This window comes from Variovorax guangxiensis, assembly GCF_003952165.1.
GTDB classification, from domain to species: Bacteria; Pseudomonadota; Gammaproteobacteria; order Burkholderiales; family Burkholderiaceae_C; genus Variovorax; species Variovorax guangxiensis.
Map to the genome: position 1 here is coordinate 14,366 of NZ_RXFT01000010.1, position 18,419 is coordinate 32,784.

Here is an 18,419-nt window from a genome sequence, read left to right on the forward strand (position 1 = left end):
CAAGAAGTTCAGGAGGAACTCCGCATGAAGAAATCGTCCCTCGTCCTCGCGTTTGCCCTGGCATTGCCTTTTGCTGCTTCGGCTCAATACACCGGCCCGAGCACGACCCCGCAGAACGCGGCCGCGGGCACGCCCTACGCCGGCCCGAGCACAGTGCCGACCATGACCATCAAGCAGCTGATCGACACCGGCAAGGACGACCAGTACGCCACGCTGCGTGGCTTCATCGTGTCGCACGACGGCGGCGAGCACTACACCTTCGCCGACGAAACCGGCCGCATCAAGGTGGAGATCGACGCCAAGCATTTCCCGCCGGGCGTGAAGATCGACGACAAGGTGCGCGTGGAGCTCACCGGCGAATTCGACAAGGACCTGATCGGCAGCAAGGTCGAGCTCGACGTGAAGCGCCTCGCCGTGCTGCGCTGAGCCCCGGCCCGGCCTTGCGGCCTCAGTGCGCCATCGAGGCCACGGCGAGGTCGGGCACCACGTTCATGATGCGCAGCGTCTGCTGCACCACCTGGCTGAACACCGGCGCGGCCACGAGGCCGCCGAAGTACTTGCCGGCGCTGGGCTCGTCGACCATCACCGCGACGATGATGCGCGGCTTGTCGATGGGCGACATGCCCGTGTACCAGGCGCGGTACTTGTTGCTCGCGTAGCCCTTGCCGACCTGCTTGTGCGCGGTGCCGGTCTTGCCGCCCACCGAGTAGCCCACCGTCTGGGCCAGCGGCGCGGTGCCGCCGGGCGCGGCGGCCATGTGCATCATCTGTCGCACCTCGCTGGCCACCAGCGGCGAGAACACCTGCACGCCGGGCGGTTCCTCGCCGTGGTTCTTCAGCAGGCTGATGGGGATCACCTCGCCGTCGTGCGCGAAGGCCGTGTAGGCATGCGCGATCTGGAAGAGCGACGCCGACAGGCCGTAGCCGTACGACATGGTGGCCTGCTCGATGGGGCGCCACGACTTCCACGGCCGCAGCCTGCCCGTGACCGCGCCGGGAAAGGGCGTCTGCGGCTTCTGGCCCAGGCCCACGGCGGTGAGCGAGTTCCACATCTCCTGCGCCGACATGCGCTGCGAGATCTTGGTGGCGCCGACGTTGCTCGACTTCTGGATCACGCCTTCGACCGTGAGCACGCCGAAGTTCTCGTCGTCGTGGATGGTCGCGCCAGAGACGGTGATGCGCCCCGGGTTGGTGTCGATGATGGTCTTGGGCGTGACGCGGCCCAACTGCAGCGCGGTGGCGATGGTGATGGGCTTCATCGTCGAGCCCGGCTCGAACACGTCGGTCATCGCGCGGTTGCGCAGCTGCTCGCCGGTGAGGTTGCGGCGGTCGTTGGGGTCGTAGCTCGGGTAGTTGGCCATGGCCAGCAGCTCGCCGGTCTGCGCGTCGACCACCACCACGCTGCCGGCGCGTGCCTTGTTGGCGACCACGGCGTCGCGGATCTTCTCGTAGGCGACGAACTGCACCTGGTCGTCGATGCTCAGCTGGATGTCGTGGCCTGGCGTGGGAGGCACCTGGTCTTCCGTGTCCTCGATGATGTGGCCCAGCCGGTCCTTCAGCACGTGGCGCGAGCCGGCCTTGCCGGCCAGGTCGTGGTCGAAGGCGAGCTCGATGCCCTCCTGGCCCACGTCTTCCACGTTGGTGAAGCCCGCCAGATGCGCCGCCGCCTCGCCCTCGGGGTACTGGCGGCGGTAGTCGCGGCGCAGGTAGACGCCCTTGATGTTGAGCGCGGCCACCTGCTTCGCGATGGGCTCGTCGACCTGGCGCTTGATCCAGACGAAGCTCTTGTCCTCGTCCTCCAGCTTCTTGTCGAAGTCCTTCTGCGGCATGCCGAGCAGCTTGGCTGCTTGCTTGAGCTTTTCCAGCGTGGCAGGGTCGTCGCGCTCGATGTCCTCGGGAATGGCCCAGATGCTGGGGGCGGGGATGTCGGAGGCCAGGATCAGGCCGTGCCGGTCGAGGATGCGGCCGCGGTTGGCCGGAAGCTCCAGCGTGCGCTGGTAGCGTACTTCGCCCTGGTGCTGGAAGAAGTCGTTGGCGAAGATCTGGACGTAGGCTGCGCGCCCGGCCAGCAGCAGGAAGCCGAAGGCGACGCTGGCCACGATGAACTTGCTGCGCCACACGGGAGTGGGGCTGGCGAGCAGGGGACTGCTGCCGTAGCGGATGCGGCCGTTGGGGGTCATGAGCCCTGATTATCGAGTTCCGGGTGACGTGAAAGTCACCCGGAAAGGGCCCGTTTTCTTAGCTGCGCGTTAGGCGCAGGCTGCAAATCAGCGCTTGGGCCGCAGCGTGACGATCAGCGACGGGAAGATGCGCCCGTCGGTGTCGCGAGGCAGCTTGTCGGTCTTGCGCAGGCCGCGCTCTGCGGCGTCGTCCCAGCCCGGCAGGCCGCTCGACTTGCTGAGCTTCACGCCGACGATGGTGCCGTCGGGTGCCAGGCTCACCTCGAACTCCGCCGCCGGGTTGCCGTTCACGGTGTCGGCATCCGGGAAGGTGATGTTCGGGCGCACCGCGGCTGCGATGCGGCCGGCATAGCCGCTGGAAGGACCGGACGTACGCTGGGCCGTGCCGCGCGAATCGTCGCTGCCGGTGGCGTTCGCAAGGCCCTGCATGCGCTTGAGCGCGGCGGCGCGGTCGGCGGCTGCCTGCTTCGCGGCGGCCTCGGCCTTCTTCTGCTCCGCCTGCTTGGCTTCGGCTTCCTGCTGCTTCTTCTGTTCGGCCAGCTTCTTCTGCTGTTCCTTCTTGCGCTCGGCCTCTTCCTCGGCGCGCTGCCTGGCTTCCAGCTCTTTCTTCTTCTGCTGTTGCTGGCGCTCGAGTTCGCGCTCCTGCTGCTCCTTCTGTTCCTTGAGCTTCTTCTCGCGCTCGAGCGCGATGTCAGGGGCCTTGGGCGCGGGAGCGGGCTCTGGCGCCTTCGCTGCCGGAGGCGGCGGCGGAGCAGGGGCGGGCGGCGGCGGCGCGGGAACCGGGGTGGGCGCCGGCGGCGCCTGCAGGCGAGGCGCCGCCTGCTGCACCGTGGACGACCACAGCTCCGCGTCCACGGCGCCCTCGTCGGCGTCGCTGCGCCAGCGCACGCCCCACGTCAGCGCCGCGATCAGCAGCCCGTGGGCAATGAGCGCCAGTACCAGTGCACGCCCGGTGCCGCGCTGCGGCGGCGGTGCGAACTCGGGGCGATCCAGTGCGAGCGACATGCCTTACTTGCCGCCCGTGGTCGTGACGGACAGGCCCACGCGCTCGATGCCGCTGCGCTTGAGCTGGTTCATCGCCTTCACGACGGTCTCGTACTTCACGGACTTGTCGGCGCTGATGACCACCGGGCGCTGGTCGTCGCCGCCCTGCGCCTGTTTCGCGGCCGAGCCGATCTGGGTCATGGGAATCGAGGTGCCGCCCGTGCCGGTGGACGGGTCCTTCTTGATCTGCACTTCGTCCTCGCTCTTGATGACGATCTCGATGGGCTTGTCGGGCTGCTTGCTGGCGCGGTCGACCGAGGGCAGGTTGATCACGCTCGGCGTGATGAGCGGCGCGGTGACCATGAAGATGATCAGCAGCACCAGCATCACGTCGATGAACGGGACCATGTTGATCTCGTTGATCGTCCGGCGGCCGCGGCCCCGGGATGAAACGGCGGGCATGCGCTGCGCCTCCGTTCAGCGGTTGGCCGGAGCCACCGAGGAGCCCGCGCCGCCGGCAGCCGGGTTGGCCGACAGGTTGCGCTGCAGGATGTTGGAAAACTCCTCGATGTAGGTCTCGAGGGCGATGGCGATCTTGTCGATCTCGCGGGCGAAGCGGTTGTAGCCCACGACCGCCGGGATGGCGGCGAACAGGCCGATGGCCGTGGCAACCAGCGCCTCGGCGATGCCGGGGGCCACGGTGGCCAGCGTCACCTGCGCCAGGGCGGCCAGGCCGGTGAAGGCGTGCATGATGCCCCAGACCGTACCGAACAGGCCGACGTACGGAGAGACGGAGCCGACGGTGGCCAGGAAGGAGAGGTTCTGCTCGGCCGCATCCAGCTCGCGCTGGAAGCTCGCGCGCATCGCGCGGCGGGCGCCGTCGAGCAGGGTGCCGGCATCGGTGACATGGCGCTCGCGCAGCTTCTGGTACTCGCGCATGCCGGAAGCGAAGATGCGTTCCATGGGGCCGGCGAACTTGGCGTTCTGAGCGGCGGAGGCGAACAGCTCGTTGAGGCTGGTGCCCGACCAGAACTCGCGCTCGAAGTCCTCGTTGAGGGCGCGCATGCGACGCAGCGCGAAGTACTTGCGGATGATCGCGGCCCAGCTGGCGATCGAGACGATCACGAGCAGCGCCACCACCAGTTGCACCACGAAGCTCGCATGGAGCAGGAGATTGATGATGGAAAGGTCTTGGTTCATGGCTTGAAAGTTTGAGTCATGGAGCCGCTGTAGCGCTCCAGGGTTCCCGTCACCTGTTTCGGGATGCGTGCGGGCCGCAGCGTGGCGGCGTCCACCCATCCGATGCGGATCGTGCCCTCGCACAGCAAGACGGGTGCCGGGGCCCCGGTTCGCTCTTGCTCTGTTTTCGATAGCACGCGCTGTCCGATTATCAACGACGCCGTGCCCAATTGTTCGAGATCGGCAGTCACGAGCAGCTCGTCGTCCAGCCGCGAGGGCCGATGGTATTTGAGCCGGGTTTCGCTCACCACGAACTGGCCGCCCGTTTCCTCGCGCAGCTTGCGCTGCTCCACGCCCAGCGAACGCAGCCACTCGGTGCGGCCGCGCTCCATGAACTTCAGGTAGTTGGCGTAGAACACGATGCCGCCGGCGTCGGTGTCTTCCCAGTAGACGCGGATCGGGAACGCGTAGCTCATCGGTCCTTGTTCTCGGCCATCGCCCGCAGGCGCTCGATGGACTCCTGCAGGTGCGCCATCGAGCTGGCGGTGGAGAAGCGGACGAACTTCGCGGTCTCGGCGGTGCCGAAGTCGCGACCGGGCGTGACGGCCACGTGCGCGCGCTTCATGGTCTCGAAGGCGAAGTCCCAGCTGCCCGAGATGCCGAGCTTCTCGGCGAAGGCGGTGCAGTCCGCCCAGGCGTAGAAGGCACCGTCGGGCACCACGGGCACGTTCAGGCCCAGCGCGTTCAGCTGCGGAATGAACCAGTCGCGGCGCGCCTTGAATTCGGCGCGGCGGCGCTCGTACTCGGCGATGCTCTCGTCCTCGAAGCAGGCGAGCGCCGCGTACTGCGACACCGTGCTCGCGCAGATGAAGAGGTTCTGCGCCAGCCGCTCGACCACCGGCACCAGCGCCTCGGGCACCACAAGCCAGCCGAGGCGCCAGCCGGTCATGTTGAAGTACTTGCTGAAGCTGTTGATGCTGATGACGTTCTCGTCGATGGCCAGCGCGGTCTGCCCAAAGGCATCGTCGTACGAGAGGCCGAGGTAGATCTCGTCGATCAGCGTGATGCCGCCGCGCTTGGACACCGCTTCATGGATGCGGCGCAGCTCGTCGGGCGCAATCGAGGTACCGGTCGGGTTCGAGGGCGATGCCAGCAGCACGCCGCGTGTCTTGTCCGTCCATGCGGCCTCGACCTTGGCGGCGGTGAGCTGGAAGCGCTCCTTGGCCGTGGTCGGAATCAGCACCGCCTTGCCCTCGGCAGCGCTCACGAAGTGGCGGTTGCACGGATAGCTCGGATCGGGCATCAGGATCTCGTCGCCCGATTCGATCAGCGCCAGGCAGGCCAGCTGCAGCGCGGCCGAGGCACCGGCGGTGACGACGATGCGGCGCGCCGGCACGTCGACGTTGAAGCGCTGGCGGTACCAGGCGCTGATGCGCTCGCGCAGGTGATCGAGGCCGGTGGCCTGCGTGTACTGCGTGGCGCCGGCACGCACCGCGCGGGCGGCGGCTTCCTGCACCAGCGGCGGGGCGCTGAAGTCGGGCTCGCCGATGTTCAGGAAGATCATCGGCCGGTCGGTGTGGGCGACCTCGCGGGCCAGCACGCCCGCTGCCTTGGCCACTTCCATCACGTAGAAGGGCTCGATGCGCTGCGCGCGCGTGGAAATTCTCATCGCACCCCCTGGCTGCGGCGCCATGCGCCCTCGGTCGGCCGAGCGTTGCCGCTCATGCCCTTGCTTTTCCCGAAGCCCGGTCGGCTTCGACCTCGAGCGGGCGAAGCTGCGGCGCCAGGCCGTTGAGCACGGCGTTCACGTACTTGTGGCCGTCGGTGCCGCCGAATTCCTTGGCAAGCTCGATGCACTCGTTGAGCACCACGCGCCAGGGCACGTCGGGGCAGTTCTGGAACTCGTAGACGCCGATCCACATCACGGCGTGCTCGATGGGCGAGATTTCCTCGAACTTGCGGTCCAGCAGCGGGCGGATCAGCGCGTCGAGCTGCTCGGCGCCTTCGATGGAGCCGTGCAGCAGCGCGTCGTAGTGCAGCGCGTCGGCCTTGTGGAAGCCGGCGAGGTCGCGCGTGAAGTGGTCGATGTCGGTCGGGTCGTTGCGGCCCACCAGGTGCTGGTAGAGCGCCTGCAGCGCGAACTCGCGCGCACGGGTGCGGTTCGACTTGGCCGAGGCCTTGCGCGCGCCGGTGCTGGTGAGGCCTACGCGCGACTGTTTGGGCTTTTCGCCGGTGGCCTTCAGGGCCTTGAGGGACTTGGAGCTGTCTTCGGTCATGAAAGGGTGGCCAGCAGTTGCGCCATCTCGACAGCCACGCGGGCAGCGTCGCGGCCCTTGTCGGTCTGGCGGGCGACGGCCTGCTCGAGGTTTTCGGTGGTGAGGATCGCGTTGGCGATGGGCAGGCGGTAGTCGAGGGCCACGCGGCTCACGCTGGCGCCCGATTCGTTGGCCACGAGTTCGAAGTGATAGGTCTCGCCGCGGATGATGCAGCCCAGCGCCACCAGCGCGTGGTAGCCGCCGCGCTCGGCGAGCGCCTGCAGCGCCACGGGCACTTCGAGTGCCCCCGGCACCTGCACATGGTGGATGTCGCTGGCGGCCACGCCCAGCGCCTCGAGCTCCGAGAGGCAGGCCGAGGCCAGCGCGTCGGTGATGTCGGCGTTGAAGCGCGCCTGCACGATGCCGATGCGCAGGCCCTTTCCGTTCAGCGGCTTCGATTCCGCTCCCTTGTTTGCACCTTGCATGGTTTCAGTCTTTCGTGAGGTAGCCGGCGATCTCGAGGCCGTAGCCTGCTGCCATGCTGGGCATGCGCCGTGGCGTACCCAGCAGGTTCATCTTGTGCACGCCGCATTCGCGCAGGATTTGCGCGCCGATGCCGTAGCTGCGCAGGTCCATGCGGCCGCGCTCGGGCGCCTGCGCGGGGCGCGCGGTGCCGTCGAACTGCGCGAGCAGCTCGCTCGCGGTTTCGCCGCAGTTCAGCAGCACGGCCACGCCCTTGTCCTCGTTCGCGATGTGCGAGAGGCTGGCGTCCAGGCTCCAGGAGTGCAGCGAGCGATTGATTTCGAGCGCGTCGAGCACCGACAGCGGCTCGTGCACGCGCACGGACACGGTCTCTTCGGGCGCCCACTTGCCGCGCACCAGCGCCAGGTGCACGCCGCGGCTGGGCTTGTCGACGAACGCGTGGGCGGTGAAGCTGCCCCAGGCGGTCTGGATCTCGCGGCAGCCGACTTTCTCGACCAGCGACTCGACGCGGCTGCGGTGCTCGATGAGCGCGGCGATGGTGCCGATCTTCAGGCCGTGCTCCGCAGCGAACACCTGCAGGTCGGGCAGGCGGGCCATGGTGCCGTCCTCGTTCATCACCTCGCAGATCACCGAGGCGGGCGAGCAGCCGGCCATCGCGGCGAGGTCGCAGCCGGCTTCGGTATGGCCGGCGCGCATCAGCACGCCGCCGTCCACAGCCTGCAGCGGGAAGATGTGGCCGGGCTGCACCAGGTCGGCGGCCACGGCGTTGGGTGCCACGGCGGCCTGCACGGTGCGCGCGCGGTCGGCAGCCGAGATGCCGGTGGTCACGCCCTCGGCCGCCTCGATGGAGACGGTGAAGGCGGTGGAATGCTTGGCGCCGTTGCGCTGCACCATCGGCGGCAGCTGCAGCCGCTCGCACATCTCGCGCGAGAGCGTCAGGCAGATCAGGCCGCGCGCATGGCGGGCCATGAAGTTGATCGCCTCGGGCGTGATGTGGTCGGCCGCGATGACGATGTCGCCTTCGTTCTCGCGGTCTTCCTCGTCGACCAGGATCACCATGCGGCCGGCGGCGAGCTCGGCCACGATCTCCTCGACCGACGAGATCGGGGCTGGTGCGCGCGCGGCGCTGGGGGCGGCGCCGATCGGCGTGACGGAGGCGTTCATCTGGAAGTGTCCTTGGGTGTGGTCGTGAGCATGCCGGCTTGAAGCATGCGCTCCACGTAGCGCGCCACGGTGTCGATTTCGAGGTTGACCTTCGAGCCGGCCTTCAGGCCGCCGAGGGAAGTGTTCTCGACGGTGTGCGGGATCAGGTTGATGCTGATCTCCGCGCCGTCGGCGATGTCGCTCACGCTGTTGACCGTGAGGCTCACGCCGTTGATGGTGATCGAGCCCTTGTAGGCGAGGAAGCGGGCCAGCACGGCGGGCGCGACCACGCGCAGTTCCCAGCTTTCGCCGACCGGCTCGAACCGGCTGACGCTGCCGATGCCGTCCACGTGGCCCGACACGATGTGGCCGCCGAGGCGGTCGCTCGCGCGCAGGGCCTTCTCGAGGTTGATGCGGCTGCCTTCGTCGGTCAGGCCGGCGGTCTTGTCGAGGGATTCGGCGGAGATGTCGATGGTGAACTGCTGGCGCTCGGGAGCGAGCGTGGTGACCGTCATGCAGGCGCCATTGAGCGCGATGCTGTCGCCGAGACCGACGTCGTCGAGGTAGCCCGCGGGCACCTCGATGCTGAGTCTCTTGCCATGGGAGGAGGTGGTGCCGAGGTCGTGGATGGCGGCGATGCGCCCCACGCCGGTGATGATTCCGGTGAACATCCCGGCATTTTCGCAGAGAACGAAGGGGCTACGCGGCGGCCGGGCTAGAAGGTATCCCGTCCGGCGATCCTGGCGACGATGCGCAGGTCGGGGCCGATCTGCTCGAAGTTTCGGAATTCGAGGGGCAGGGCGCCCGCCAATTCAGTCAGCGGGCCGCCGGCGTGAATGCCGGAGGCGATATCCAGTCCGTCGCCGATCAATTTCGGCGCCAGATAGACCAGCAATTCGTCGACCAGGCCTTCGCGAAGCAGCGAGCCATTGAGCTTGTGGCCGGACTCGACGTGCAATTCATTGACCTCGCGGCGGGCAAGATCCTTCAGCATCGCCACCAGGTCGACCTTGCCTTGCGCATTGGGCAGGCAGGTGACCGTGGCGCCGCGCGCCTCGAGGGCGGCGGCTTTCCGTTCATCCTGCACCGCCGCGTAGATCCAGACTGGGCGGCCGGGCATGAAGAGCTTCGCGCCCGGGGGGGTCTGGAGCTGGCTGTCGACCACCACCACGCGCGGCTGCCGCGTGGTCTGCACGAGGCGAACGTCGAGCCTGGGGTCGTCCTCGATCACGGTGCCCACGCCGGTCAGCACCGCGCTCGCGCGCGCCCGCCAGGCGTGGCCGTCGGCGCGTGCGGGCTCGGACGTGATCCACTGGCTCACGCCGTTGCGCAGGCCGGTCTTGCCATCGAGCGAGGCCGCGACCTTGAGCCGCACCCACGGCGTCTTGCGGACCATGCGGCTGAAGAAGCCGAGGTTGAGCTCCCGTGCGTCGTCGGCGCCGGGTCCGACCTCGACTTCGACCCCGGCGGCGCGCAGCCGCTCGAAGCCTTGGCCGGCGACCAGCGGATTGGGGTCGGCCATCGCCGCTACCACCCGGCCCACGCCGGCCGCCACCAGCGCATCGCAGCACGGGCCGGTGCGGCCGTGGTGGGAGCAGGGCTCCAGCGTGACCCAGGCCGTCGCGCCAACGACCGAATTGCCCCGCGCCGCCGCATCGCGCAGAGCCATCACCTCCGCATGCGGACCACCGACCTGCTGGGTATGGCCCTGCCCGATCACCGTGCCGTCGGAGGCCACCAGCACGCAGCCGACGCGGGGGTTCGGATCGGTTTCCGGGCCGGCCTGGCGCGCGAGATCCAGGGCCTGAATCATGAAATTCGGATTTTCTTTTGTCATTCTTTTGTTAAATCAATTGCCTTGCAAATGTCAATTCGAAATCCATCGAAAACAATTCGCCGCCAATCCATTTGTTTTGACCGCCTGTCGCGCAATTGGCGTTATTGGCCGGCCAGCGGTAAATCGGATAAATAGAATTCGCGCCCATCGAAATCAGGGAGGAACGCCCGTCCGGCACACAAGTGCAAGGCGGCGGGCGGCACGATATGGACAACAACGGATTCTGCGCGTCCGAACGAGGCTTCACGCTCATCGAGATGATGGTCGTGATCGTACTGATGGCCGTGATGCTGGGATTGGCGCTGCCGAGTTTCAACGGCCTCGTCGAACGGTACCGGGTCGAAGTCATGGCCAAGGCGCTGATGGCAAGCATCGCCGATGCCCGCGCCGAGGCGGCTCGCCGAGGGGTGAAGGTGACCATGCAGCAGCGCACGGGGTGCCAGGGCCGGGACTGGAGCTGCGGCTGGGAGACGCTGGTCGGAAGCGGCGACGCCGCCGAAATCCTCAAGCGCCAGGACCCCGACAGCCGTGTCTCCATCGAGAAGGGCGCGGCTGGCGCCATGTCGTTCGACCCCATGGGCTACTCGACCGGCGGGGGCCGTTTTCGCCTTCGTCCGGCCGACAGCGCGGATTCATCCAAGATCGTCGCGGTATGCCTTTCGCTCGGAGGGCGCATGCGGCTGGTGAAGGCGGACGGCGCATGCTCATGAAGCGCCTTCGCGTTCGCCGGGTGGGGCAGGTGCAGCGGGGCTTCTCGATGATCGAGGCGCTCGTCGCGCTGCTCGTGTTATCGCTGGGCCTGCTGGCGCTGGCCGGCTTCCAGGTTCGCGTGCTGGTCGACAGCGTCGGCGCGAGCAACCAGAACCTCGCGATGCAACTCGCCGGCGACATGGCCGATCGCATCCGCGCCAATCCCGCAGCAGCGGCGACGACGCCCAGCAAGTACGTGACAGACTGGTCGGCCGCAGCAGCCAGCGGCCCCAAGCCGTCCTGCGAGGGAGCCAGGGCTGCATGCAATGCCGCCGAACTGGCGGCGCACGATATCTGGGGCTGGAAGCGCGCGGTAGCTGCTGCCTTGCCCGGCGGGGTGGCCGACGTGAAGGCCAGCGCGACGGCGGGCGGCATGTTGTTCTTGCATGTCGCCTGGGACGAGCCGGCAGTGCTCGACCCGATCGCACCCGACCCGGACTGGAAGTGCCCCACGGGCAAGGCCTGCCTCGAAGTCGCCGTCGCGGTGCCGCAGCCATGAAGCGCCGAACGCCATCCGGCTTCACGCTGGTCGAGTTCCTCGTCGCGCTGGTCGTCGGCATGCTGATCGTGCTGGCCGCCATCGCGGCCATGCTCGGCACGCGCAGTACCGCCATGACCGGCGACGACGTCAACACGCTCAACCAGTCCTCGGCGCTGGCTTTCAGGCTGCTGGGCCAGCAGATACGGCAGGCCGGCTACATCCCCATCGATCCCACCGAGCCGCTCTACTACTTCGACACCAGCGCCGGCCGGGACACCAACCTGACAGACGAGCCCGCCTTCTTCGCGATCAAGGGCGTGGAGTCCGAGAGCGGCTCCGGCAACGACAAGCTGAAGCTGGGCTACGCGCCGAACCCCGACTATTTCAAGGACTGCCTGGGTCAGGAGCCAGGGCGGTCTTCGGGCGGCGAATACGACCGTACCGCCCCCGAAGCGCAGGGCAACGCGCGGCTCATCACCAGCGAGTTCTATGTGTCGAACTACACGCTCAGGTGCCAGGGAAGCGGCAACGCGATTCCGCAGCCGGTCATCGACGGCGTGGAGCGTTTCGACGTCATGTACGGGGTCAGCGCCATGTCCGGAAGCCGGCAGGTGGTGCGCTACGTGAAGGCCGACGACGTCGATGAGGGCTTTCGCGACGTCCGGACGGTACGCATCTGCCTGCAGCTCGCGGGCACCTCGAGGAGCAACCCTGCAGGCAGCTACGTCGACTGCGACGGGGTCTCGAAGACGAGCGGCGACGGCAAGCTGCGGCGTGTCTATACGGCAGTGTTCTCGCTGCGAAACGACCTGGGGGCGTTGTGAGCACGGCGAAGGCGACAGGTCCCGCCCACAGGCTGGCCAGCAAACTGCCGGCGCAGCATGGCTTCACGCTGTTCATCGTGATGATCATGCTGCTGCTTTCGGCCCTGCTGCTGATCGGCGGGGCGCGCACCGCGGTGCTTCTCGAGTCGATGGCGGGTAACCAGCGCGAATACCAGCGCGCCTTCGAGGCTGCCGAGGCAGCGCTGCTGGATGCGGAGCGCGACATCCGGCAACTGGCCTTCGATTCCGCGAGCAAGACCTACGTGGCGTGTTCGGCACTCGCCACGGCGCGCTGCCGCAAGGCAGAAGACGGCCGCGTCTTTCCCGACCGGGATACGGGCTGGGTCACCGCCTACATGAACGCCGGCCCCAACAGCTGCGAGCGGGGCATCTGCTATTTCTCCGAACCCGATTCGGTCGCCGCCGCCGACGGCAGCGAGGCCTACCGCTTCTGGCGCGGCGATGCCTACAAGGCCAAGTCCGCCAGATACGGCGAGTTCACCGGAGCGCCCAAGGCCGGCAGCCCGGCGCTGGACGGCGCCAGGTACTGGATCGAGGTGATCGACCGACGGAACAGCAAATACCCGCTGTATCGCATCACGGCGACTGCCACGGGAGCGCGCAGCGGCAACGGCAAAGGGGATGCGACGAAGGTCGAGTTGCAGGTGTCCTTCGATCCGGACCCGGTCTCCGGGGTGAACTGAATATTGGGAGAGAAAGAGATGAGGATCAGGAAGCTGCCAGGACGCGCCGTCGTGTCCAGCCTGGTGTTGGCACAGACCGTCGTGCACGCCGCGCAGTATCCGCTGGCGCAGGTGCCGCGAAATTCCGCGGTCGCGGAGCCGGCGCCGAACGTGATCGTTTCCGTCGACAACTCCGGAAGCATGTACGGCAGCGGCATGGCTGCCCTGCAGGCTGCTCTCAGGGAGAACTTCTCGGAGGCCAATATTCCCGATCACCGCATCCGCCTCGCCTGGCAGGCGCTGAACGACGATCGCAGCGATCGCAACTGCGCTGCATTCAGAAGCGCCGCGCTTCCTTGCAGGATCGGCGGACGCGTCAACGCAAACCTGATGCGTTCGCTGGACCGGACGCACCGCGCCAATTTCATGGCCTGGGTCAACGCCATCCAGGCGACGGGAGGCACGCCTCTTCACGAAATGATGGCCCGTGCGGGCGAGTACATGCAGACCACTGGCCAGCACAGCCCCTTCTCGGATGATCCGGGTGTGGCCGGAGCCTCGCAATCGGGTTGCCGCAGGTCGTTCCACATCTTCATGACGGATGGCGACTATTCGCCGCCGTCGGGATTGGAGAGCTTCATGCCCATCGTCACCAACGAAGATGGCTTGCACCGCTGGCTGCCCGACGGTGCCCTCTACGCGCCGCGCGCACCCTATGCCGACAGCTTCGGGAGTATGAAGCGTCCGACGCTCGCCGACTTGACCTTCGAGTACTGGGCCCGCGACCTGCAGCCAGGCGTGCCGAACAACCTGAGGAAGATCATTGCCGAGCCGGGCGACGTGACAGTGGGGCGCGCCAAGGTTCCCGAGTACTGGAACCCCAAGAATGATCCGGCCACCTGGCAGCACCTGACGACCCACTTCATCGGATTCGGCGCTGCGGGCGACTGGTGGTCGCGACCGAAAATCTCGACGACCGCATTGAACCCCACCTACAGCGGAGACTATGCCGGCGTTGTCGATGGCTCGATCCAATGGCAGGATCCATTCAGAGGCAATGCACGCATGGACCTCTGGCATGCCGCCCTGAACAGCCGTGGCACATTCACGCCGGCTTCCAATGCCAAAGCGCTGAGCAGTGCCTTCAAATCCATCCTTGGACAGGTCCTGGTCAACACCGGCACCCCGCTGACCTCCATTTCCGCCAGCGCTTCCCGAGTCTCGACAGGCACTTCCGTCTATCAGGCCGGCTACGACACGGCCGACTGGTCCGGCAGACTCAGCGCCACGAAGTTCGGCACCGACGGCAAGCTCGCTGCCAAAGCCGACTGGTCGGCGCGCGACCTGCTCGATACCCGCATGGCAAGCACTGGCGCACACGACCGGGACCGCGTTGTGCTCAGCTTCTCCGGCACCACGGCTGCGTCTGCGGGCCGCGCAGCGACCACCGGCGCGGGCGTGCCGTTCAGGTGGGCCGACTTGAGCGACGCGCAGAGGGCCGCGCTCAAGGCCAGCACCGACACCGACACCGAGAGCACCGCCCTCGGCCGGGCCGTGCTCGACTTCCTGCGCGGCGATCGCAGCAACGAGGGCGCCGGCCGCCAGTTCCGCAAGCGCGGCCATGTGCTCGGCGACATCGTGGGCTCCAGCGTCTGGTACGAGGGACAGCCCAAGAGCGGCTTCACCGGCGAGGCCTATGCGGCGTTCGCTGCCATCTCCCGCGCGCCGATGCTCTATGTCGGCGCCAACGACGGCATGCTGCATGCGTTCAACGCGAGCACCGGCAAGGAGGCGTTCGCCTACGTGCCCGAAGGCCTCTACGGCACAGCGGCGGCACCGAATCTCAAGCGGCTCAGCGAAGGCGGCTACACCCACCGGTACTACGTCGACGGCAGTGCCTTCGTCGCCGACATCTACATGGGGCCGACATCCTCGGCCAAGACGACCGACGAGCAGAAGGCGGCGAACTGGAAATCTTTGCTGGTGGGCACGCTGGGCGCGGGTGGCAAGGGCTACTTCGTGCTCGACGTCACCAGGCCCGAGAGCGTCGACGAGCGCAAGGCCGCCAGCGTCGCGCTGATCGACACGACCGCGCTTGCGGACGACGACCTGGGCCATCAGTTCCAGCAGCCCGCGCTCGATTCCTTCTCGGGGCGGGCGCTGCAGGTCGCCCGGTTGAGCAACGACCGAAAGGCCCTGATCCTGGGCAACGGCTACAACAGCAAGAGCGAGAAGGCGGTGCTGTGGATCCAGTATCTCGATGGCGACAAGGAGATCCTCAAGATTCCCGCCCCGGCCGCGCAGGCGAAAAACACGGGCAACGGCCTGTCCGCGCCACGTCCGGTGGACCACGACGGCGACGGCAAGATCGACCTCGTCTACGCTGGCGACCTGCTCGGCAACCTCTGGAAGTTCGACCTCAGCAGCACCGACAGCCGCCGGTGGAAAGCCACCATGGGGCCCTTCGACAAGCGCCGCGCGGCCGGTTCGGAGTCTGCCTCCGGCCTCGACGACAAGCCGTTGTTCGCGGCAGGCGCCAGCCAGCCGATCACGGCAGCGCCCCTCGTGGTCGGGCATCCCCGAGGAGGCTACATGGTGGTGTTCGGCACCGGACGGCTGTTCGCCTCGGGCGACGAAAGCTCCACTGCGGACCAATACCTTTACGGCATCCGTGACCCGGCCAACGGAAGCTCCGGCACCGCGGCCTCCACCGACCTGGTGGCGCAGACCATCGGGGATACCCCCGTCCACGAAGGCGATACCGAATTGCGCACCGTCTCCCGCAACGGGGTGAGCTTCGGCGGTTCGCAGGCCCGGCGCGGCTGGTATCTGAAGCTGCCGACGGCGGGCGAGCGCGTCGTCTATCCAGGCCAAGCCTTGGGCAGCGGCATCGGCCTGTTCTCGACAACCATCCCCGGATCGAGCAGCAACTCTGTCGACTGCACGGCGGGAACGGGCGACGACGGGTGGTCGCTGCTGATCGACTTCTTCAGCGGCTCCGCGCCGGCGGGCATTTCGTACACCACGGCCGGCGCGGTGGGCGCCTACGCGGGGTTCCGAAACCGCTCCGGCCGAGGCGACCTCGTCCTGCAACCCCAGAACCGGCAGAAGGGCACCGACGTGATCTGCAATGCCGCGGGCGACTGCAAGTCAGTCACCCGGCCGGACAACGTGCGCCGCTTCGGCTGGCGCAGCCTGATCTCGAGCAACTGAAACGGAAACCATGGACAACCATCCCGGAGCACAAGCCAGCCGGCAAACTCGTTCGCGCGGCTTCACGCTGATCGAACTCATGATCGTGACGGCGGTGATCGGTATCCTCGCCGCCATTGCATATCCCAGCTATACGCGTTATGTGCTGCGGGCCAAGCGTGCAGATGCGAAGCAGCAACTGCTGCAGGCGGCGCAATGGAACGAGCGCTACCTGACGGCCAACGGCAGATATCCGCCCACCAGCGTTGCGTTGCCGGCCGGGCTGAAGCAGTCGCCGTCGTCCGGCTCGGCCAGCTACGACATCGGCTATGTCGACAGGAGCGAGAGCAGCTACACCCTGAAGGCCGTACCTCAGGGCGCTTCAGCCGCAGACGAGTGCGGCACGCTCACGGTGAACCATCAAGGAGTCAAGCTGGCCGGAGGACGCACGAGCGTCGCGGATTCGCTGGTTCAGCTCTGTTGGACCCGCTGAGGGCCGGCCGGGGAAGGGCGGCAGCGCCGATCAGATGTCGCGCAGCAGCTGCCGGAACTCGTCCACGTCCTCGAAGCTGCGGTACACCGAGGCGAAGCGAACGTAGGCGACCTTGTCGAGCTTCTTGAGTTCGCGCATGACGAGCTCGCCGACCTTGGTCGAGTCGATCTCTCGCAGGCCGCTGGCCAGCAGCTTCTGCTCGATGCGCAGCAGCGCGTTGTCGATCTGCTCGATGCTCACGGGGCGCTTGCGCAGCGCCAGCATCATGGAGGCGCGCACCTTGGTCGAGTCGAAGTCGGCGCGACTGCCGTCCTTCTTCACGACCACGGGAAAGTTGACGTCGGGCCGCTCGTAGGTGGTGAAGCGCTTGTCGCAGGCGCTGCACTGGCGGCGCCTGCGGACGAAGTCGGCGTCTTCCGAAACGCGGGTCTCGACGACCTGCGTTTCAAGATGGCCGCAAAACGGGCATTTCATGCGGCCAGGACTTCTTTCTTCTTTCTACGGGCCGACAACAGATCAGCGGTAGACCGGGAACCGGCTGGTCAGGGCGTGAACCTTGGCGCGCACGGCTTCGATGTTCGCCGCGTCGCGCGGGTTCTCGAGCACGTCGGCAACCAGGTTGGCGGTGATGCGGGCCTCTTCGTCCTTGAAGCCGCGGGTGGTCATGGCGGGGGTGCCGATGCGCACGCCGCTGGTGACCATCGGCTTTTCCGGGTCGTTGGGGATCGCGTTCTTGTTGATCGTCATGTGGGCGCTGCCCAGCACGGCTTCGGCTTCCTTGCCGGTGATGCCCTTGGCGCGCAGGTCGACCAGCATCACGTGGCTTTCGGTGCGTCCGCTCACGATGCGCAGGCCGCGCTGGGTGAGGGTCTCGGCCACGATCTGGGCGTTCTTGACCACCTGCTGCTGGTAGGCCTTGAACTCGGGCGACATGGCTTCCTTGAACGCGACGGCCTTGGCGGCGATCACGTGCATCAGCGGGCCGCCTTGGAGGCCCGGGAAGATCGCGCTGTTGATGGCCTTCTCGTGCTGCGACTTCATCAGGATGATGCCGCCGCGCGGGCCGCGCAGGCTCTTGTGGGTGGTGGAGGTGACGATGTCGGCGTGCGGCACCGGGTTGGGGTACACGCCCGCGGCCACGAGGCCGGCGTAGTGGGCGATGTCGACCATGAAGATCGCGCCGACGTCCTTGGCCACCTTGGCGAAGCGCTCGAAATCGATGCGCAGCGAGTAGGCCGAGGCGCCCGCGATGATCAGCTTGGGCATGTGCTCATGCGCCTTGCGCTCCATCGCGTCGTAGTCGATCTCTTCCTTGTCGTTCAGGCCGTAGCTCACCACGTTGAACCACTTGCCGCTCATGTTCAGCGGCATGCCGTGGGTCAGGTGGCCGCCTTCGGCCAGGCTCATGCCCATGATGGTGTCGCCGGGCTTCAGGAAGGCGAGCATCACGGCTTCGTTGGCCGAGGCGCCGCAGTGCGGCTGCACATTGGCGGCGTCGGCGCCGAAGATCTGCTTGACGCGGTCGATGGCCAGCTGCTCGGCCACGTCGACGTGCTCGCAACCGCCGTAGTAGCGCTTGCCCGGGTAGCCTTCGGCGTATTTATTGGTGAGCTGCGAGCCCTGTGCGGCCATGACGGCCGGGGAGGCGTAGTTCTCGCTGGCGATCAGCTCGATGTGGTGTTCCTGGCGTGCGTTCTCGGCTTGAATCGCGGCCCAGATTTCGGGGTCGGTCTGTTCGACCAGGATATTGCGTTGGTACATGGCAGTCCTTTGAAGACGAGGTCCTTGTTCTTCAACCAAACAAGGGCTGCCCAGGCGAACGGCTGAACGCCTGTGTGACCAGGCGGTACGCTTCCCAGTGGTATTCCACGTCAGCGCGGGGCACCTTGCAGAGTGCTGCGCCTATCGCCAGTCGCGTACCGGGCGAGTGTAGCTC

At 67.2% G+C, this 18,419-nt stretch carries 20 protein-coding genes and 1 riboswitch; of the genes, 7 read left to right on the plus strand and 13 right to left on the minus strand.

Translation table 11 applies throughout. The features are described 5' to 3' along the window. The first annotated feature begins 24 nt into the window (after window positions 1-24). Entirely contained in the window at window positions 25-426 is a 402-nt protein-coding gene (locus tag EJP67_RS21950) for a YgiW/YdeI family stress tolerance OB fold protein (protein ID WP_126023833.1), read from the plus strand. Between the two features lie 22 nt (window positions 427-448). Here EJP67_RS21950 and EJP67_RS21955 read toward each other — a convergent pair whose 3' ends face one another. The 11 genes from EJP67_RS21955 to ribD form a co-directional block, all read right to left on the minus strand. Then, complete coding sequence (locus tag EJP67_RS21955; protein WP_126023834.1) at window positions 449-2,179, minus strand: peptidoglycan D,D-transpeptidase FtsI family protein; 1,731 nt, start codon at window positions 2,177-2,179, stop codon at window positions 449-451. An 87-nt stretch (window positions 2,180-2,266) separates the two neighbouring features. Further along, window positions 2,267-3,184, minus strand: coding sequence for a cell envelope integrity protein TolA (gene tolA, locus EJP67_RS21960; RefSeq protein WP_126023835.1), 918 nt, complete (start codon window positions 3,182-3,184; stop codon window positions 2,267-2,269). Window positions 3,185-3,187: 3 nt separating this feature from the next. Beyond that, a complete protein-coding gene (locus EJP67_RS21965) occupies window positions 3,188-3,625 on the minus strand; it encodes an ExbD/TolR family protein (protein WP_126023836.1) in 438 nt (145 codons plus the stop codon). A 15-nt stretch (window positions 3,626-3,640) separates the two neighbouring features. After that, a complete protein-coding gene (gene tolQ, locus EJP67_RS21970) occupies window positions 3,641-4,363 on the minus strand; it encodes a protein TolQ (protein WP_126023837.1) in 723 nt (240 codons plus the stop codon). After that, a complete protein-coding gene (locus EJP67_RS21975; RefSeq protein ID WP_126023838.1) occupies window positions 4,360-4,818 on the minus strand; it encodes a YbgC/FadM family acyl-CoA thioesterase in 459 nt (152 codons plus the stop codon). The genes tolQ and EJP67_RS21975 overlap by 4 nt, the downstream gene beginning before the upstream one ends. Continuing rightward, window positions 4,815-6,011, minus strand: coding sequence for a pyridoxal phosphate-dependent aminotransferase (locus tag EJP67_RS21980; RefSeq protein WP_126023839.1), 1,197 nt, complete (start codon window positions 6,009-6,011; stop codon window positions 4,815-4,817). The genes EJP67_RS21975 and EJP67_RS21980 overlap by 4 nt, the downstream gene beginning before the upstream one ends. Before the next feature lie 52 nt (window positions 6,012-6,063). After that, the gene (gene nusB, locus EJP67_RS21985) at window positions 6,064-6,618 is read right to left on the minus strand and encodes a transcription antitermination factor NusB (protein ID WP_019652195.1); all 555 of its coding nucleotides are present in this window, start codon (window positions 6,616-6,618) and stop codon (window positions 6,064-6,066) included. Continuing rightward, window positions 6,615-7,082 carry a 6,7-dimethyl-8-ribityllumazine synthase gene (gene ribH / locus EJP67_RS21990; RefSeq protein ID WP_126023840.1) on the minus strand — a complete coding sequence of 156 codons (468 nt, stop codon included), beginning with the start codon at window positions 7,080-7,082 and terminating at the stop codon, window positions 6,615-6,617. The genes nusB and ribH overlap by 4 nt, the downstream gene beginning before the upstream one ends. A 4-nt stretch (window positions 7,083-7,086) precedes the next feature. Continuing rightward, the gene (ribBA, locus tag EJP67_RS21995) at window positions 7,087-8,244 is read right to left on the minus strand and encodes a bifunctional 3,4-dihydroxy-2-butanone-4-phosphate synthase/GTP cyclohydrolase II (protein ID WP_126023841.1); all 1,158 of its coding nucleotides are present in this window, start codon (window positions 8,242-8,244) and stop codon (window positions 7,087-7,089) included. Then, entirely contained in the window at window positions 8,241-8,894 is a 654-nt protein-coding gene (locus tag EJP67_RS22000; protein ID WP_126023842.1) for a riboflavin synthase, read from the minus strand. The genes ribBA and EJP67_RS22000 overlap by 4 nt, the downstream gene beginning before the upstream one ends. A 44-nt stretch (window positions 8,895-8,938) precedes the next feature. Further along, on the minus strand, window positions 8,939-10,060 hold the full coding sequence (gene ribD / locus EJP67_RS22005) for a bifunctional diaminohydroxyphosphoribosylaminopyrimidine deaminase/5-amino-6-(5-phosphoribosylamino)uracil reductase RibD (RefSeq protein WP_126023843.1): 1,122 nt from the start codon (window positions 10,058-10,060) through the stop codon (window positions 8,939-8,941). Window positions 10,061-10,266: 206 nt separating this feature from the next. Here ribD and EJP67_RS22010 point away from each other — a divergent pair, with 206 nt between their 5' ends. Genes EJP67_RS22010 through EJP67_RS22035 form a run of 6 tightly spaced genes read left to right on the plus strand, consistent with a single transcriptional unit; the run spans window position 10,267 to window position 16,483 of the window. After that, the gene (locus EJP67_RS22010; protein ID WP_126023844.1) at window positions 10,267-10,770 is read left to right on the plus strand and encodes a GspH/FimT family pseudopilin; all 504 of its coding nucleotides are present in this window, start codon (window positions 10,267-10,269) and stop codon (window positions 10,768-10,770) included. Next, on the plus strand, window positions 10,767-11,309 hold the full coding sequence (gene pilV, locus EJP67_RS22015; protein WP_240650741.1) for a type IV pilus modification protein PilV: 543 nt from the start codon (window positions 10,767-10,769) through the stop codon (window positions 11,307-11,309). The genes EJP67_RS22010 and pilV overlap by 4 nt, the downstream gene beginning before the upstream one ends. Next, window positions 11,306-12,115: a PilW family protein gene (locus tag EJP67_RS22020; RefSeq protein WP_126023846.1), complete on the plus strand. Its 810-nt coding sequence runs from the start codon at window positions 11,306-11,308 to the stop codon at window positions 12,113-12,115. The genes pilV and EJP67_RS22020 overlap by 4 nt, the downstream gene beginning before the upstream one ends. Continuing rightward, a complete protein-coding gene (locus EJP67_RS22025) occupies window positions 12,112-12,819 on the plus strand; it encodes a pilus assembly PilX family protein (protein WP_126023847.1) in 708 nt (235 codons plus the stop codon). Before EJP67_RS22020 ends, EJP67_RS22025 begins: the two co-directional genes overlap by 4 nt. 51 nt (window positions 12,820-12,870) lie before the next feature. Then, window positions 12,871-16,011, plus strand: coding sequence for a pilus assembly protein (locus EJP67_RS22030; RefSeq protein WP_240650742.1), 3,141 nt, complete (start codon window positions 12,871-12,873; stop codon window positions 16,009-16,011). Window positions 16,012-16,021: 10 nt separating this feature from the next. Then, on the plus strand, window positions 16,022-16,483 hold the full coding sequence (locus EJP67_RS22035) for a type IV pilin protein (protein WP_126023849.1): 462 nt from the start codon (window positions 16,022-16,024) through the stop codon (window positions 16,481-16,483). Between the two features lie 30 nt (window positions 16,484-16,513). Here the strand turns inward: EJP67_RS22035 and nrdR are convergent, their stop codons facing one another. Continuing rightward, a complete protein-coding gene (nrdR, locus tag EJP67_RS22040) occupies window positions 16,514-16,957 on the minus strand; it encodes a transcriptional regulator NrdR (protein WP_007836918.1) in 444 nt (147 codons plus the stop codon). 42 nt (window positions 16,958-16,999) lie between these two features. Continuing rightward, window positions 17,000-18,244 carry a serine hydroxymethyltransferase gene (gene glyA / locus EJP67_RS22045; protein WP_126023850.1) on the minus strand — a complete coding sequence of 415 codons (1,245 nt, stop codon included), beginning with the start codon at window positions 18,242-18,244 and terminating at the stop codon, window positions 17,000-17,002. A 41-nt stretch (window positions 18,245-18,285) separates the two neighbouring features. Further along, a riboswitch (ZMP/ZTP riboswitch) is annotated at window positions 18,286-18,409 on the minus strand. Window positions 18,410-18,419: the final 10 nt, after the last annotated feature.

Coding starts and splice junctions, on each gene's coding strand:
- EJP67_RS21950 (WP_126023833.1), top strand. CDS start 25: ATGAAGAAATCGTCCCTCGTCCTCGCGTTTGCCCTGGCATTGCCTTTT.
- EJP67_RS21955 (WP_126023834.1), bottom strand. CDS start 2,179: ATGACCCCCAACGGCCGCATCCGCTACGGCAGCAGTCCCCTGCTCGCC.
- tolA (WP_126023835.1), bottom strand. CDS start 3,184: ATGTCGCTCGCACTGGATCGCCCCGAGTTCGCACCGCCGCCGCAGCGC.
- EJP67_RS21965 (WP_126023836.1), bottom strand. CDS start 3,625: ATGCCCGCCGTTTCATCCCGGGGCCGCGGCCGCCGGACGATCAACGAG.
- tolQ (WP_126023837.1), bottom strand. CDS start 4,363: ATGAACCAAGACCTTTCCATCATCAATCTCCTGCTCCATGCGAGCTTC.
- EJP67_RS21975 (WP_126023838.1), bottom strand. CDS start 4,818: ATGAGCTACGCGTTCCCGATCCGCGTCTACTGGGAAGACACCGACGCC.
- EJP67_RS21980 (WP_126023839.1), bottom strand. CDS start 6,011: ATGAGAATTTCCACGCGCGCGCAGCGCATCGAGCCCTTCTACGTGATG.
- nusB (WP_019652195.1), bottom strand. CDS start 6,618: ATGACCGAAGACAGCTCCAAGTCCCTCAAGGCCCTGAAGGCCACCGGC.
- ribH (WP_126023840.1), bottom strand. CDS start 7,082: ATGCAAGGTGCAAACAAGGGAGCGGAATCGAAGCCGCTGAACGGAAAG.
- ribBA (WP_126023841.1), bottom strand. CDS start 8,244: ATGAACGCCTCCGTCACGCCGATCGGCGCCGCCCCCAGCGCCGCGCGC.
- EJP67_RS22000 (WP_126023842.1), bottom strand. CDS start 8,894: ATGTTCACCGGAATCATCACCGGCGTGGGGCGCATCGCCGCCATCCAC.
- ribD (WP_126023843.1), bottom strand. CDS start 10,060: ATGACAAAAGAAAATCCGAATTTCATGATTCAGGCCCTGGATCTCGCG.
- EJP67_RS22010 (WP_126023844.1), top strand. CDS start 10,267: ATGGACAACAACGGATTCTGCGCGTCCGAACGAGGCTTCACGCTCATC.
- pilV (WP_240650741.1), top strand. CDS start 10,767: ATGAAGCGCCTTCGCGTTCGCCGGGTGGGGCAGGTGCAGCGGGGCTTC.
- EJP67_RS22020 (WP_126023846.1), top strand. CDS start 11,306: ATGAAGCGCCGAACGCCATCCGGCTTCACGCTGGTCGAGTTCCTCGTC.
- EJP67_RS22035 (WP_126023849.1), top strand. CDS start 16,022: ATGGACAACCATCCCGGAGCACAAGCCAGCCGGCAAACTCGTTCGCGC.
- nrdR (WP_007836918.1), bottom strand. CDS start 16,957: ATGAAATGCCCGTTTTGCGGCCATCTTGAAACGCAGGTCGTCGAGACC.
- glyA (WP_126023850.1), bottom strand. CDS start 18,244: ATGTACCAACGCAATATCCTGGTCGAACAGACCGACCCCGAAATCTGG.